The following is a 15568-nucleotide window of genomic DNA, read 5'->3' on the forward strand; positions in this document are numbered from 1 at the left end:
TTAGGGAGCGAGTGCACACATGTCCCGCAATCCTTTTATGCAGCAAATGCCTGATGTCCAAGCCGCTGGCGGCCTGGTACCCATGGTTGTCGAGCAGTCGGCTCGCGGTGAGCGCGCCTACGACATCTATTCGCGCCTGCTCAAGGAGCGAGTGATCTTTCTGGTCGGCCCTGTAGAGGACTACATGGCTAACCTGATCTGTGCGCAACTGCTGTTCCTTGAGGCGGAAAATCCGGACAAGGACATCCACCTTTATATCAACTCCCCGGGTGGTTCGGTGACGGCGGGTATGTCGATCTACGACACCATGCAGTTCATCAAGCCTAATGTGTCGACCACTTGTATTGGTCAGGCATGCAGCATGGGCGCATTCCTGCTTACCGCTGGCGCCGAGGGCAAGCGTTACTGCCTGCCGAACTCACGCGTGATGATTCACCAGCCACTGGGCGGTTTCCAGGGCCAGGCGTCGGATATCGAAATCCATGCCAAGGAAATCCTCTTCATCCGCGAACGCCTCAACACGCTGATGGCCAAGCACAGCGGGCACACCCTGGAAGAAATCGAACGCGATACCAACCGTGACAACTTCATGAGCGCCGAAGCCGCGCGTGAATACGGGTTGATCGACGCCGTGATCGAAAAGCGCCCCGCTTAATATAAGCAGCTCAAAAATAGGGCAGGTCGGCGCGTCCGACCACCGGCGGGCTTGAAAAAGCCCGCATAAGCCTTCATCTTGTGTTGCAAGCCTATCGGATTTGGATCGAACGAATGACTGACACCCGCAACGGCGAGGACAACGGCAAGTTGCTTTATTGCTCCTTCTGCGGCAAAAGCCAGCATGAAGTGCGCAAATTAATTGCCGGCCCCTCGGTCTTCATCTGTGACGAGTGCGTCGACCTGTGCAACGACATCATCCGCGAGGAGGTGCAGGAAGCCCAGGCCGAGAGCAGCGCGCATAAATTGCCTGCCCCCAAGGAAATCAGCGGCATTCTTGACCAGTATGTGATTGGTCAGGAGCGCGCGAAGAAAATTTTGGCTGTAGCGGTTTATAACCATTACAAGCGTCTCAATCAGCGCGACAAGAAAGACGACATTGAGCTAGGTAAGAGCAACATCCTACTCATCGGTCCGACGGGCTCGGGTAAAACCCTGCTGGCTGAAACCTTGGCGCGCTTGCTCAACGTTCCTTTTACTATCGCTGACGCCACCACGCTTACCGAAGCCGGTTATGTGGGTGAGGATGTCGAGAACATCATTCAGAAGCTGTTGCAGAAGTGCGACTACGATGTAGAAAAAGCCCAGATGGGTATTGTCTACATCGACGAAATTGACAAAATTTCGCGTAAGTCTGACAACCCATCGATCACTCGCGATGTATCGGGTGAGGGTGTGCAGCAGGCACTGCTGAAACTCATTGAAGGGACTGTGGCATCTGTTCCACCGCAAGGTGGCCGTAAGCATCCGCAGCAGGAGTTTCTGCAGGTTGATACGCGCAATATCTTGTTCATTTGTGGTGGTGCGTTCTCCGGCCTGGAAAAAGTTATTCAGGGTCGCTCGACCAAAGGCGGTATTGGTTTCAGTGCCGAGGTTCGCAGCAAGGAAGAGGGCAAAAAAGTTGGCGAGTCATTGCGTGCTGTTGAGCCCGATGACCTAGTCAAGTTTGGCCTGATTCCTGAGTTTGTGGGTCGCTTGCCGGTTATCGCAACGCTGGATGAGCTCGATGAAGCGGCTTTAGTGCAAATTCTGACCGAGCCGAAGAACGCCTTGACCAAGCAATATGGCAAGCTGTTTGAGATGGAAGGCGTTGAGCTGGAATTTCGTCCGGATGCGCTGAAGTCGGTTGCCCACAAGGCGCTTGAGCGTAAAACCGGTGCTCGTGGTCTGCGTTCGATTCTCGAGGGTATCCTGCTCGATACCATGTACGAGATTCCATCGCAGTCAGACGTCAGCAAGGTGGTGATCGATGAGAGTGTCATCGAAGGTACCTCCAAGCCGTTGCTCATCTATGAGAACAGCGAGCTGCCAGCCAAGGCTGCGCCTGACGCGTAACAGCTTTGTAACATGTTGAAAGCAAGGGGCCTGCGGGCCCCTTTGCTTTTGCTGCTGCAATGCTTGTTTTTTGTTTGGGCTGCCCCCATCTTAGCTCCAAGGGTCATCCCATCTGTTTACGGCCGTATGGCCGCCGTAGAGCTGAAATCATGAAGACAACCATCGAATTGCCTCTCCTGCCGTTGCGCGATGTTGTGGTCTATCCGCACATGGTCATTCCGTTATTCGTCGGGCGTGAGAAATCCATTGAGGCCCTTGAGGCTGCGATGACGGGCGAGAAGCAGATTCTGCTCCTCGCACAAAAGAATCCTGCGGACGACGACCCTGATGAGGCTGGCCTTTATCGGGTCGGCACCGTAGCCACAGTCCTGCAGTTGCTGAAACTACCGGACGGCACGGTCAAGGTGCTGGTCGAGGGCGAGCAGCGCGGTGAAGTTGAGCGCTTTATTGAGGTTGATGGTCATTGCCGCGCTGAAGTGCAACTGATTGACGAGGTTGATGCTGCCGAACGTGAGTCTGAAGTCTTCACTCGCAGCCTGCTTAGCCAGTTCGAGCAATACGTTCAGCTGGGCAAGAAGGTGCCGGCTGAGGTTCTAGCTTCGCTTAACGGTATTGATGACCCCGCTCGCTTGGTCGACACCATGGCTGCGCATATGGTGTTGAAGATCGAGCAGAAGCAGGAAATTCTGGAAATTACCGACCTTACTGCGCGTGTTGAGCATGTGCTCGCACTGCTTGATGCCGAGATCGACCTGTTGCAGGTCGAGAAGCGCATCCGCGGCCGGGTCAAGAAGCAGATGGAGCGAAGTCAGCGTGAGTACTACCTGAATGAGCAGATGAAGGCCATTCAGAAGGAGCTTGGTGACAGCGAGGACGGCCACAATGAGCTCGATGAGCTGAAAAAGCGCATCGATAACGCTGGCCTGACGGCAGAAGCGCTCACTAAAGCCAACGCCGAGTTGAACAAGCTCAAGCAGATGTCGCCAATGTCGGCTGAAGCCACGGTGGTGCGCTCCTACATTGATTGGCTGGTCAATGTGCCGTGGAAAGCGCAGAGCAAGGTGCGCCTCGACCTGGCGCGAGCCGAGAGCATCCTTGATGCCGACCACTACGGGCTCGATGAGGTCAAGGAACGTATTCTTGAATACCTTGCCGTGCAAAAGCGCGTGAAAAAAATCAAAGGCCCAGTGCTCTGCCTGGTTGGCCCGCCTGGCGTGGGTAAAACCTCGCTGGCCGAGTCGATTGCCACGGCCACTAACCGCAAGTTCGTGCGCATGGCCCTTGGTGGCGTGCGTGATGAAGCTGAAATTCGTGGCCATCGACGCACTTATATTGGCTCCATGCCGGGCCGCCTGATCCAGAAGATGACCAAGGTAGGTGTGCGCAATCCGCTGTTCCTGCTCGATGAAATCGACAAAATGGGCCAGGACATGCGCGGCGATCCCGCCTCGGCGCTGCTTGAAGTGCTTGACCCAGAGCAGAACCACAATTTCAACGATCACTATCTGGAGGTCGATTACGACCTGTCCGATGTGATGTTCTTGTGCACCGCTAACTCGATGAACATCCCGGGTCCGTTGCTTGACCGAATGGAGGTGATTCGTCTACCGGGTTATACCGAAGCCGAGAAAATCAACATCGCGGTCAAGTACCTAGCGCCTAAGCAGGTGCAGGCCAATGGCCTGAAGAAGACTGAACTGGTGTTTGAAGAAGCGGCGATCCGCGACATTATTCGCTACTACACCCGCGAAGCCGGTGTGCGTGGGTTGGAGCGGCAGCTTGCCAAGGTTTGCCGCAAGGTGGTCAAGGAGCATTCCACCGAGAAGCGCTTCCAGGTTGCCGCTACGGCTGATTCGTTAGAGCATTACCTCGGTGTGCGTAAGCATCGCTACGGTTTGGCTGAACAGAAGGATCAAATTGGTCAGGTAACAGGTCTGGCCTGGACTCAGGTCGGTGGTGAGCTATTGACCATTGAAGCGGTTGTGGTCCCTGGCAAAGGCCAGCTGATTAAAACCGGTTCGCTGGGCGATGTAATGCTTGAGTCGATCACTGCCGCACAAACCGTTGTACGCAGTCGGGCCAAGAGCCTGGGCGTGCCTGAGGACTTCTACGAGAAGCAGGACATCCATATCCATATGCCTGAAGGGGCAACACCCAAAGATGGCCCTAGCGCCGGCGTTGGCATGTGTACGGCGCTTGTTTCGGCGCTGACGCAGATTCCTGTGCGGGCGGATGTGGCAATGACCGGTGAAATTACCTTGCGTGGTCAGGTATTAGCGATTGGTGGTTTGAAAGAAAAACTGCTGGCCGCACACCGTGGTGGAATCAAAACCGTGATCATTCCGGAAGAGAATGTGCGCGATTTGAAAGAGATTCCGGAGAACATTAAGCAAGACCTGCAGATTAAACCGGTTAAATGGATTGACGAGGTCCTGCAAATTGCGCTGCAATACGCCCCGGAGCCCTTGCCTGATGCGGCTCCCATGGTTGCAAAGGATGAAAAACGCGAGACTGATTCCAAGGAGCGAATTAGCACGCATTAGCCGGAGGGGTTTCTTGACACATTTTTAGAGCCCTTGTTATAAAGCGGCTCTTATCGTGTCAGCAGGCGCTTCTGCACCAGCTTCGCTTACATTTAAAAGCAAGAAATAAACTCAACAGAAATTAAGGGGACTTAAGAGTGAACAAGTCGGAACTGATCGATGCCATTGCTGCATCTGCTGATATCCCAAAAGCTGTTGCTGGCCGCGCGCTGGACGCAGTAATTGAATCCGTTACTGGCGCTCTGAAGGCTGGTGATTCTGTAGTACTGGTTGGTTTCGGTACTTTTGCTGTTAAAGAGCGTGCTGCTCGCACTGGCCGCAACCCACAAACTGGTAACCCGATCAGCATCGCTGCTGCCAAGATTCCAGGCTTCAAAGCCGGTAAAGCACTGAAAGACGCTGTCAACTAAGTCTCTTTCGAGTTTTGCCCAGCAGACCAGTTGAATGGCTGGTCTGGAGCGGGGCGGGATGTTCATTCAGTCTTATCGGTCTGAGCACAACGAATCTGATACTTGAGTTCGATCCGCTTCGCCAGTTACGAGAAGGCGCATCCACTGATGCGCCTTTCTTCTATCCGGATTTTACCCACACTGCACGGCTGTTCTTTTAACAGTCGTTCTGGGGGACGCATGCTGCAAAATATCAGGGACAATTCACAGGGTTGGATTGCCAAGACCATCATCGGCATCATTGTCGCGCTGCTTGCGCTGACGGGTGTTGACGCTATTTTTACCAGCACCAGTAACAGCCAGAATGCTGCTGAGGTGAATGGTGAGAAAATCACTTCAGCTGAGTTAAGCCAGGCTGTGGAGATGCAGCGGCGGCAATTGCTGCAGCAGTTGGGACGCGATTTCGATGCCTCCCTGCTGGATGAAAAGCTGCTGCGTGAGGCTGCCCTGAATGGCCTGATCGAGCGTACCTTGCTGCTCGATAGCGCCAAAGACGCCAAATTTGCCTTTTCGCAACAAGCGCTGGATCAAATAATCCTTAAAACCCCTGAGTTTCTGGTCGACGGCCAATTCAACGCTGAGCGTTTTGATCAGGTGATCCGTCAGCTCGGTTACAGCCGTTTGCAGTTCCGCCAGATGCTTGAGCAGGAAATGCTCATTGGCCAATTGCGTGCCGGCGTGGCTAACAGTGGTTTTGTGACGGATGCCCAAGTGCAAGCGTTTGCCGCACTGGAAAAGCAGACCCGTGATTTCGCAACCCTGACCCTTCACGCTGACCTTGATGCGGTCATCCTTAGCGATGATGACATCAAGGCCTACTACAACGCCCAAGCCAGCCAGTTCATGACCCCTGAGCAGGTGGTGTTGGAGTATGTGGAGCTGAAGAAGGATGCCTTCTTTGATCAGGTTGAAGTTACCGATGAAGCGCTGCAAAGTGCCTATCAGAGTGAAATCGCCAACCTCGCCGAACAGCGTCGCGCCGCGCACATTCTGGTTGAAGTAAACGACAAGCTGAATGACGAGCAAGCCCAGGCCAAGCTGGCCGAGGTGCAGAAGCGCCTTCAGCAAGGGGAAGATTTCGCCGTATTGGCCAAAGAGTTCTCCGATGATTCGGGTTCGGCAAGCGAAGGCGGTGATCTTGGCTTTGCTGGCCCAGGCGTGTATGACCCAGCCTTCGAAGAGGCACTGTATGCGCTGAGCGAAAATGGCGTGTCTGCTCCCGTGCGCAGTGAATTCGGTTGGCACTTGATCAAGCTCCTGGGCGTTCAGTCGCCTGAACTACCGAGCTTTGCCAGCCTGGAAGAAAAACTGCAGCGTGACCTAAAGACGCGTCAGGTTGAGCAGCGGTTTGTTGAGGTTTCCAAAGACCTCGAAGATGCCGCGTTTGAAGCCTCTGATCTGGCTCAGCCAGCTCAGGAACTGGGCCTGGAAGTCAAGACCTCTGAGGCGTTCGGTCGTCAGGGCGGCCTTGAGGGTCTAACGGCTAACCCTAAAGTGATTCAGGCTGCCTTTAGCGCTGAGGTGCTGGAAGACGGCAGCAATAGCAGCGTGATCGAACTCGATCCGAACACAGTGGTAGTGGTGCGCGTTAAACAGCACAACACGCCTGAGCAGCTGCCGCTTGAGCAGGTAGCCGAGAGCATTCGTGCTCAGTTGACCAAGGTTCGTGCAAGCGAAGCGGTCAAGGCTAAAGCCGAAGAGCAGCTGGCCGCTTTGCGTACAGGTCAGACGCCGGTTGCCCAGGCCGATGCCAAGCAAGGCTGGAATATTGTTGAGGCGGCCACACGCAGCCAGGAAGGCGTTGAGCCGGTCGTGCTGCAGGCGCTGTTCCGCATGCCCAAGCCGGAAGCGGCGGATAAGCCGACTTTTGCCGGTGTCAGCTTGAGCAATGGTGATTTTGTGGTCATCCGCCTCAATGGCGTGAGCCAGCCAGAGCAAGCGCTGTCGGACGAGGACAAGGCCATGTACAGCCGCTTCCTCGCCTCGCGCGTTGGTCAGCAGGATTTCGCCGCGTTCCGCAAGCAGTTGGAAGATACAGCGGATATCGAGCGCTTCTGATCGATGTGACTGAACAAAGCAATGGTAGGACGCAATTGTTAACGTCGCGCAGCGACGGCCCGAAGGGTGACTGCCAAGGATGGCAGCGTATAAAAAAGGCCGCTTAATTAAGCGGCCTTTTTTCTTGTTGCGATTTAACGGCTTACTCTTCCATGGCGCCCATAGCGGTGGTGTTAAAGCCGCCATCGACGTACATGATCTCGCCGCTCACGCCAGAGGCCAGGTCCGAGCAGAGGAAGGCGCCGGCGTTGCCGACTTCATCGATGGTCACGTTGCGGCGCAGCGGGGTCTGCTTCTCGTTGGCAGCGAGCATCTTGCGGAAGCTCTTAATGCCAGAGGCCGCCAGGGTGCGGATCGGGCCAGCAGAGATGGCGTTAACGCGAGTGCCTTCTGGGCCCAGGCTACCGGCCAGATAACGTACACCGGCTTCCAGGCTGGCTTTGGCCATGCCCATGACGTTGTAGTTGGGCATAGTGCGCTCGGCACCCAGGTAGGAGAGGGTCAGCAGGCTGCCGTTGCGGCCTTTCATCATCTCGCGACCGGCTTTGGCCAGGGCGACGAAGCTGTAGGCGCTGATGTCGTGAGCGATACGGAAACCTTCACGGGTGGTGACGTCGGTGAAGTCGCCGTCCAGTTGGTCGCCCGGGGCGAAGCCAACAGAGTGAACGATGCAATCCAGGCCATCCCATTTTTTGCTCAGCGCTTCAAATACCGAGGCGATTTCTTCATCGTTGGCCACATCACAAGGGAAGCACAGGTCAGCGTTTGAGCCCCAGTCAGCAGCAAAGCCTTCAACGCGGCCTTTGAGCTTTTCGTTCTGGTAGGTGAAGGCCAGTTCGGCGCCTTCACGGTGCATGGCTGCCGCGATGCCGGAGGCGATGGACAGTTTGCTGGCGACGCCAACGATCAGTACACGCTTGCCGCTTAGAAAACCCATGAGTGTTGTTCCTCTTCCTGTCTACAAGGATTGGCAGGCAGTTGAACACTACCTGCTTGCCATCACTGCGTTAAAAACAGGCGAAAAGTGCACACGTACAGCGCGCAAACTCAACTTCTCGCCTGCTTTTGCCTTGCGCTGGCTGCCTCGCCAACGCGTTTAATAGCCGGTTAATCAGCTGGGGCCATAAAGGCTGCTTCCAGCAACTGCTGTGTATAGATGTCCTGTGGCGCGGCAAAGACACGTGCCGCCGGGCCTTGTTCCACCACTTTGCCCTGTTTGACCACCATCACCTGGTGACTCAGTGCCCTGACCACCGCGAGATCGTGACTGATAAACAGGTAGGTCAGGTTGTATTTAGCCTGCAGCGAACGCAGTAGCTCGACCACCTGGCGCTGTACGGTACGGTCGAGGGCTGAGGTCGGTTCATCGAGCAGAATCAGCGCAGGTTTCAGTACCAGGGCGCGAGCAATGGCAATGCGCTGGCGTTGGCCGCCGGAAAACTCATGCGGGTAACGATGGCGGGTTTCCGGGTCGAGGCCGACCTCAAGCAGCGCATCGATGATCGCCTGTTCCTGTTCGGCTGCGTTGCCCATGCCATGGATCTGCAAACCCTCGCCGACAATCTGGCTGACTGACATGCGCGGGCTGAGGCTGCCAAATGGGTCCTGGAACACCACCTGCATCTGTCGGCGTAATGGGCGTACTTCTTCTTGTGACAGGTTATCGATCGCCTGGCCTTGGAAGAGGATGCCACCCTCACTACCAAGCAGTCGCAGAATCGCCAGGCCGAGTGTGGACTTGCCCGAGCCGCTTTCACCGACGATGCCCAAAGTGTGCCCCTGCGGCACGCTGAAATTGATGCCATCCACCGCTTTGACGTGGTCAACCGTACGGCGCAGCAGGCCCTTTTTGATTGGAAACCATACGCGCAGGTTGTCGACTTCTAGCATGGGCTTGCCGGGCGGTTGATCGACCGGCCCACCACTGGGTTCGGCGCCTAGCAGTTCACGCGTGTAGGGGTGCTGCGGGGCGTTAAACAACGTTTCGCAGGCGGCCTGTTCGACAATATGCCCGTGCTGCATCACGCAGACGCGGTGGGCAATGCGCCGCACCAGGTTGAGGTCGTGGCTGATCAATAGAATCGCCATGCCCAGGCGTGCCTGCAGGTCCTTGAGCAGTTCAAGGATCTTCAGTTGCACAGTGACGTCCAGCGCGGTGGTGGGCTCGTCGGCGATCAGCAGTTCTGGCTCGTTGGCCAGGGCCATGGCGATCACCACGCGTTGGCGTTGCCCGCCAGACAACTCGTGCGGATAGGCTTTCAGGCGTTTGTGCGGTTCCGGGATGCCGACCAGGTCGAGCAGCTCCAGGGTGCGCGCGGTGGCAGCTTTGCCAGTTAGGCCCTTATGCAGGGCCAGTACTTCGTTGATCTGCTTTTCTATGCTGTGCAGCGGGTTGAGCGAGGTCATGGGCTCCTGGAAGACCATGGCAATGCGGTTACCGCGAATGCCGCGCAGTTTTTTCTCGTTCAGCTTGAGCAGATCCTGGCCGGCGTAGTGAATGCTGCCGCTCGGGTGTTGGGCCAGCGGGTAGGGCAGAAGGCGCAGGATCGAATGGGCGGTAACCGATTTGCCCGAGCCACTTTCGCCGACCAGGGCCAGGGTTTCACCGCGTTTGATGTTGAAACTAACGCCTTCCAGCACGCGTTGTTTACGGCTGCCAGTGACGAACTCGACGGCCAGGTCACGGACTTCGATGAGGCTAGTGGAGTCGGTCATGTTATTTCCTCGGATCGAAGGCATCGCGAGCGGCTTCGCCGATAAACACCAGCAAGCTGAGCATCAGGGCGAGTACGGCAAAGGCGCTGATGCCAAGCCATGGCGCTTGCAGGTTGGACTTGCCTTGCGCCACCAGCTCGCCAAGAGACGGCGCACCAGGCGGCAGGCCGAAGCCGAGAAAGTCCAGTGCGGTCAGGGTGCCGATCGCGCCGGTGAGGATGAACGGCATAAAGGTCATGGTGGAAATCATCGCGTTGGGCAGGATGTGGCGGAACATGATTGAACCGTTCCGCATACCCAGCGCACGGGCCGCGCGCACATATTCCAGGTTGCGCCCACGCAGGAACTCGGCGCGCACCACATCCACCAGGCTCATCCAGGAGAACAACAGCATGATGCCCAGCAGCCACCAGAAGTTCGGCTGCACGAAACTGGCCAGGATGATCAGCAAGTAGAGCACCGGCAGACCCGACCAGATTTCCAGAAAGCGCTGCCCGACTAAGTCGACCCAGCCGCCATAGAAGCCCTGCAAGGCCCCGGCAAATACACCGATCACCGAGCTGGCCAGGGTCAGGATCAGGGCGAACAGCACCGAGATACGGAAGCCGTAGATCACCCGCGCCAGTACATCGCGGCCCTGGTCATCGGTGCCGAGCAGGTTCTCCGTCGAGGGCGGCGCTGGCGCGGGTACCTGCAGGTCGTAGTTGATGCTGGAGTAGCTGTAACGGATCGGCGGCCAGATCATCCAGCCATCCTTTGCCTTGATCAGCTCCTGGATGTACGGGCTCTTGTAATTAGCCTGCAGCGGGAACTCGCCGCCGAACGTGGTTTCCGGGTAGCGCTTGAATACTGGGAAATACAGTTCGCTGTCGTAGCTCACCACCAAGGGCTTGTCGTTGGCGATCAGCTCGGCACCGAGGGTGACGAAGAACAGCACGAGGAATATCCACAGCGACCACCAGCCGCGTTTGTGGGCCTTGAACAGCTGGAAGCGTCGTTGATTGATCGGGGACAGTTTCATCTCAACCCTCCCGGCTTTCGAAGTCGATGCGTGGGTCGACCAGGGTGTAGGTAATGTCGCCGATCAATTTCACCACCAAGCCGAGCAATGTGAAGATAAACAGGGTGCCGAACACCACGGGGTAATCGCGGTTGATGGCCGCTTCAAAACTCATCAAGCCGAGGCCGTCGAGGGAGAAAATCACCTCAATAAGCAGGGAGCCGGTAAAGAAAATGCCGATAAAGGCCGCCGGGAAGCCCGCGATGATGATCAGCATGGCGTTGCGGAATACATGGCCGTAGAGCACGCGGTTATTGCTCAGACCCTTGGCGCGAGCAGTGACCACATACTGTTTGTTGATCTCATCGAGGAAGCTGTTTTTGGTCAGCAGCGTGAGGGTGGCGAAGTTGCCGATTACCAGCGCGGTGACGGGCAGCGCCAGGTGCCAGAAGTAGTCGAGCAGTTTGCCGGTAAAGCTCAGTTCGTCGAAGTTGTTCGAGGTCAGCCCGCGCAGCGGGAACCAGTCCCAGTAGCTGCCGCCGGCAAACAATACGATCAGCAGGATGGCGAAGAGGAAGGCGGGGATGGCGTAACCGACGATAATTGCCGAGCTGGTCCAGACGTCGAAGGCGCTGCCGTGGCGGGTGGCTTTGGCGATGCCCAGCGGGATCGACACCAGGTACATGATCAGCGTGCTCCACAGCCCCAGCGAGATCGACACCGGCATTTTCTCGATGATCAGGTCGATGACCTCGGCATCGCGAAAGAAGCTAGAGCCGAAGTCCAGTTGCGCGTAGCTCTTGAGCATCAGCCAGAAGCGCTCGGGGGCGGATTTGTCGAAGCCATACATGCGCTCGATTTCCGCCACCAGATCAGGGTCAAGGCCCTGGGCGCCGCGGTAGTTGGAGCCGGCTACCGCTACTTCAGCACCGCCGCCGGCAATACGGCTGGTGGCGCCGTCAAAGCCTTCCAGCTTGGCAATCATCTGCTCGACGGGGCCGCCGGGCGCGGCCTGGATGATGATGAAGTTGATCAGCAAAATGCCGAACAGCGTGGGAATGATCAGCAGCAGCCGACGAAAGATATACGCCAGCATTTTATTGCTCCACGTCTGCAGTGGCCTTGGCCGCCGCCGCTTCGGGTGATTGCGCGCGGGCCCACCAGGTGTGCAGGCCAATGTCGTATTGCGGCGTCACTTGCGGGTGTTCGAAACGGTTCCAGTAAGCCACGCGCCAGGTCTTGATATGCCAGTTGGGCACCACGTAATGGCCCCACAACAGCACGCGGTCGAGGGCGCGTGTATAGCTGATCAGGCTCTGCCGTGAATCGGCATTGATCAGCCCTTCAACCAGGCTGTCCACGGCCGGGTCTTTGAGACCGATAAAGTTGCGGCTGCCGGGGTTGTCGGCGCTGCTGGAGTGCCAGTATTCGCGTTGCTCGTTACCGGGCGAGTTGGACTGGCCAAAGCCGCCCACAATCAGGTCGTAATCACGCGAGCGCAGGCGGTTGATGTATTGCGACACGTCAACGCGGCGGATCACCAGCTCGATGCCGAGGTCGGCCAGGTTGCGTTTGAACGGCAGCAATACGCGTTCGAACTCCGTTTGTGCCAGCAGGAATTCGATGCTCACCGGTTTGCCCGTGCTGTCGAGCATTTGGTCGCCATCGACACGCCAGCCGGCTTCTTGTAAGAGCTGGTAGGCGCGGCGCTGCTGCTCGCGAATGATGCCGCTGCCATCGGTAACCGAAGGCTGGTATTCGTCGGTAAACACCTGTGGCGGTACCTGTTCGCGCAAAGGTTCAAGCAGCTTCAGCTCGTCGGCCAAAGGCAGGCCGATTGACGCCAGTTCGGAGTTGTCGAAGTAGCTGCGGGTGCGGGTATAGGCGCCGTTAAACAGCTGGCGGTTGGTCCACTCATAATCAAACAGCAGGCCGAGGGCTTCGCGCACTCGACGGTCGCTGAACAGCGGGCGACGCGTGTTGAAGATAAACCCCTGCATGCCGGTGGGGTTGTGGTTGGCGATCTCTTCCTTGATCAACTGGCCATTCGCCACGGCTTCGGTGTTGTAGGCGGTGGCCCAGTTTTTTGCGCTCATTTCCAGCCAGTAGTCGAATTGACCGGCTTTGAGCGCTTCCAGGGCGACGGTGTTGTCGCGGTAGTAATCAATTTGCAGGGTGTCGAAGTTGTAGAAACCGCGGTTGACCGGTAAATCTTTACCCCACCAGTCCTCGACCCGCTCATAGCGGATCGAGCGTCCGGCTTGTACATCCGCCACTTTGTAGGGGCCGCTGCCCAGGGGGATGTCCAGATTGCCTTTGCTGAAATCGCGCTCGGCCCACCAGTGTTTCGGTAATACCGGTAGCTGGCCGACGATCAGCGGCAGCTCACGATTGCCGGCATGCTTGAACACGAAGCGCACCCGTAGAGGGCTTTCGACCACGACCTTGTCGACATCCGCGTAATAGCCGCGGTACATCGGTGCGCCTTGGCTCATCAGAGTGTCGAAGGTGAATTTAACGTCTTCGGCGGTGACTGGCTGGCCGTCATGGAAGCGTGCTTCGGGGCGCAGGTAAAAGCGTACCCAGGCGTTGTCTGGGGATTTCTCGATTTTTTCTGCGATCAGACCATATTCGGTAAAAGGCTCATCCAGGCCATGGCGGGTCAGGGTGTCGTAGATCAGGCCGATGTAATCGGCGGCCACGCCCTTGTTGATAAAAGGATTGAGGCTGTCGAAGCCGCCAAATCCGGCCTGGCGCAAGGTGCCGCCCTTGGGCGCATCGGGGTTGACGTAGTCGAAGTGTTTGAAGTTGGCCGGGTATTTGGGCGGCTCGTCGTAGAGGGTCTGCGCGTGCTTGGGGCTGGCCAACGCCAGGCCAGCAACGCCAAGCAGGGCAATGCCGCTGAAACGGATCAATAGGGTGCGCAATGCATGGGTCATTCAGCGTTCTCCATGGATTTCAGCCACCAAGTGCGAAGGCCCAAGGTGTAGGGCGGCGTGGTGACGAAGGCAAATCGGTTGCGGTAAGCCAGGCGGTGGTAATCGATATACCAGTTCGGGATGGTGTAGTGCTGCCATAACAACACGCGGTCGAGGGCGCGAGTGGCCGCTACCTGCTCGGTTCGCGTCTGCGCCGTCAGCAACTTTTCAATCATGGCGTCGACCACCGGGTGATTAACCCCGGCGTAGTTGCGACCGCCCTTCGTATTGGCCTGGGATGAATGGAAGTACTGTGATTGCTCAAGGCCGGGGCTGAGGGTTTGCGGCAGGGTGAGCAGAATCATGTCGAAGTCGTATTGATCAAGGCGTTGCTTGTACTGGGCACGGTCGACAGTGCGCAGGTTGGCTTGGATGCCAATGCTGGCGAGGTTCTCGATAAACGACTGGAGAATCCGCTCAAGGTTCGGGTTAACCAGCAGTATCTCAAGGCTCAGTGGCTGGCCTTGACGATTGAGTAGGCGCTGGCCTGAAGGCTTCCAACCGGCATCGGCCAATAGACCGAGGGCGCGGCGCAAGGTTTCCCGTGGGATGCCCCTGCCATCAGTCTGCGGCATGGTAAATGGCTCGGTAAAAAGGCGGGCCGGCAGCTGCTTGCGATAAGGCGACAGCAGCAGCCATTCGGCGCCTTCTGGTTTACCGGTGGCCGAGAACTCACTGTTGGGGTAGTAGCTTTTTGCGCGGTTGTAGGAGCTGTTGAACAGGGCGCGGTTGGCCCATTCAAAGTCGAACATCAGGCCCAATGCTTCACGGACTTTGCGGTCGCTGAACATCGCGCGGCGGGTGTTCATAAACAGCGCCTGGGTCTGGGTCGGAATCTGGTGCGGGATTTCGGCGCGAATGACTTCGCCACGGTTTAGCGCCGGGAAACGGTAGCCGTTGGCCCAGTTCTTCGCTTGCTGCTCGATATAAATATCGAATTCGCCGGCCTTGAACGCTTCGAATGCAACATGGCTGTCGCGGTAGAACTCCACGTCAACCCGGTCGAAGTTGTACTTGCCGCGGTTGACCGGCAGGTTCGCCCCCCACCAATCCTTGACCCGTTCAAAGCGCAGGCTGCGCCCAGGGCTGACCTGGGTAATGCGATACGGCCCGCTGCCCAGGGGCGGTTCATAGGTGGTGGCCTTGAAGTCGCGGCCTTTCCAGTAATGTTGCGGCAACACCGGCAACTCGCCCAGGCGCAGAATCAACAAGGAACTGCCGGCGCGCTTAAGGACAAAACGGATGCTGTGGCGGTTGAGGATGTCGACCCGTTTCACGGCTTGCAGGTTGCTGCGGTACTGCGGGTGGCCTTCCTTGAGCAGCAAACGGTAGGAGAACGCTACGTCGTAGGCGGTAATCGGCTTACCGTCATGAAAGCGCGCTTCGGGGCGCAGGTTGAACACCACCCAGCTGCGGTCATCGCTGTATTCCACTGATTCGGCAATCAGGCCATAGCTGGATGCGGGCTCGTCACCCGAAGGGTCGTAGGCCCCGGTGCCGACCATCAGCGGTGCATTGAGCTCATTAACGCCGTATTGCAGAAAGTTGGCCGTGCTGATCGGGCTGCTGCCCTTAAGCGTGTATGGGTTGAGCGTGTCGAAAGTGCCATTGGCCATCATCCGCAGCGTGCCGCCCTTAGGCGCTTCTGGGTTGATCCAGGCGAAATGAGTGAAGCTGGCCGAGTACTTCAGCTCGCCAAACTGGGCGTAGCCATGGCTTTTATACAGGGTGGCCCAGGCAGGCGAATGAATGGCCAGGCAGAGGAACAGCGAGAGG

Annotated in this window: 12 protein-coding genes; 6 read left to right on the plus strand and 6 right to left on the minus strand. The window is 57.3% G+C overall.

Annotated elements, in window-relative coordinates; all coding sequences use genetic code 11:
* Window positions 1-19: 19 nt before the first annotated feature.
* The 5 genes from clpP (at window position 20) to ACEPAJ_RS10045 (ending at window position 7099) form a co-directional block, all read left to right on the plus strand.
* The gene (gene clpP / locus ACEPAJ_RS10025; RefSeq protein ID WP_274086675.1) at window positions 20-655 is read left to right on the plus strand and encodes an ATP-dependent Clp endopeptidase proteolytic subunit ClpP; all 636 of its coding nucleotides are present in this window, start codon (window positions 20-22) and stop codon (window positions 653-655) included.
* A gap of 113 nt (window positions 656-768) precedes the next feature.
* Window positions 769-2049: an ATP-dependent Clp protease ATP-binding subunit ClpX gene (gene clpX, locus ACEPAJ_RS10030; protein WP_274086674.1), complete on the plus strand. Its 1281-nt coding sequence runs from the start codon at window positions 769-771 to the stop codon at window positions 2047-2049.
* Window positions 2050-2198: 149 nt separating this feature from the next.
* Window positions 2199-4592, plus strand: coding sequence for an endopeptidase La (gene lon, locus ACEPAJ_RS10035; protein ID WP_425914715.1), 2394 nt, complete (start codon window positions 2199-2201; stop codon window positions 4590-4592).
* A 137-nt stretch (window positions 4593-4729) separates the two neighbouring features.
* Window positions 4730-5002 (plus strand): nucleoid-associated protein HU-beta, encoded by a 273-nt coding sequence (gene hupB, locus ACEPAJ_RS10040; protein WP_010490206.1) that lies wholly within the window; start codon window positions 4730-4732, stop codon window positions 5000-5002.
* A gap of 219 nt (window positions 5003-5221) precedes the next feature.
* Entirely contained in the window at window positions 5222-7099 is a 1878-nt protein-coding gene (locus ACEPAJ_RS10045; protein WP_425914716.1) for a SurA N-terminal domain-containing protein, read from the plus strand.
* Window positions 7100-7241: 142 nt separating this feature from the next.
* On the opposite strand, the gene fabI is transcribed toward ACEPAJ_RS10045, so the two are convergent.
* On the minus strand, window positions 7242-8036 hold the full coding sequence (fabI, locus tag ACEPAJ_RS10050; RefSeq protein ID WP_274086671.1) for an enoyl-ACP reductase FabI: 795 nt from the start codon (window positions 8034-8036) through the stop codon (window positions 7242-7244).
* Between fabI and ACEPAJ_RS10055 the strand changes: the two genes are divergently transcribed.
* Window positions 8035-8199 (plus strand): hypothetical protein, encoded by a 165-nt coding sequence (locus ACEPAJ_RS10055; RefSeq protein WP_425914717.1) that lies wholly within the window; start codon window positions 8035-8037, stop codon window positions 8197-8199. The genes fabI and ACEPAJ_RS10055 overlap by 2 nt on opposite strands.
* A gap of 7 nt (window positions 8200-8206) precedes the next feature.
* On the opposite strand, the gene ACEPAJ_RS10060 is transcribed toward ACEPAJ_RS10055, so the two are convergent.
* From ACEPAJ_RS10060 to ACEPAJ_RS10080, 5 genes are read right to left on the minus strand one after another with little or no spacing between them, the layout of a single operon-like run.
* On the minus strand, window positions 8207-9814 hold the full coding sequence (locus ACEPAJ_RS10060) for an ABC transporter ATP-binding protein (RefSeq protein ID WP_425914718.1): 1608 nt from the start codon (window positions 9812-9814) through the stop codon (window positions 8207-8209).
* 1 nt (window position 9815) lies between these two features.
* Complete coding sequence (locus tag ACEPAJ_RS10065; RefSeq protein ID WP_425914719.1) at window positions 9816-10835, minus strand: ABC transporter permease; 1020 nt, start codon at window positions 10833-10835, stop codon at window positions 9816-9818.
* A 1-nt stretch (window position 10836) separates the two neighbouring features.
* Window positions 10837-11910 (minus strand): microcin C ABC transporter permease YejB, encoded by a 1074-nt coding sequence (locus ACEPAJ_RS10070; RefSeq protein ID WP_274086668.1) that lies wholly within the window; start codon window positions 11908-11910, stop codon window positions 10837-10839.
* A 1-nt stretch (window position 11911) separates the two neighbouring features.
* Window positions 11912-13753, minus strand: coding sequence for an extracellular solute-binding protein (locus ACEPAJ_RS10075; RefSeq protein ID WP_425914720.1), 1842 nt, complete (start codon window positions 13751-13753; stop codon window positions 11912-11914).
* Window positions 13750-15561: an extracellular solute-binding protein gene (locus ACEPAJ_RS10080; RefSeq protein ID WP_425917993.1), complete on the minus strand. Its 1812-nt coding sequence runs from the start codon at window positions 15559-15561 to the stop codon at window positions 13750-13752. Before ACEPAJ_RS10080 ends, ACEPAJ_RS10075 begins: the two co-directional genes overlap by 4 nt.
* Window positions 15562-15568: the final 7 nt, after the last annotated feature.

The sequence above is a fragment of the Pseudomonas sp. GWSMS-1 genome, assembly GCF_049847425.1.
In the GTDB taxonomy this organism is placed as follows: Bacteria; Pseudomonadota; Gammaproteobacteria; order Pseudomonadales; family Pseudomonadaceae; genus Aquipseudomonas.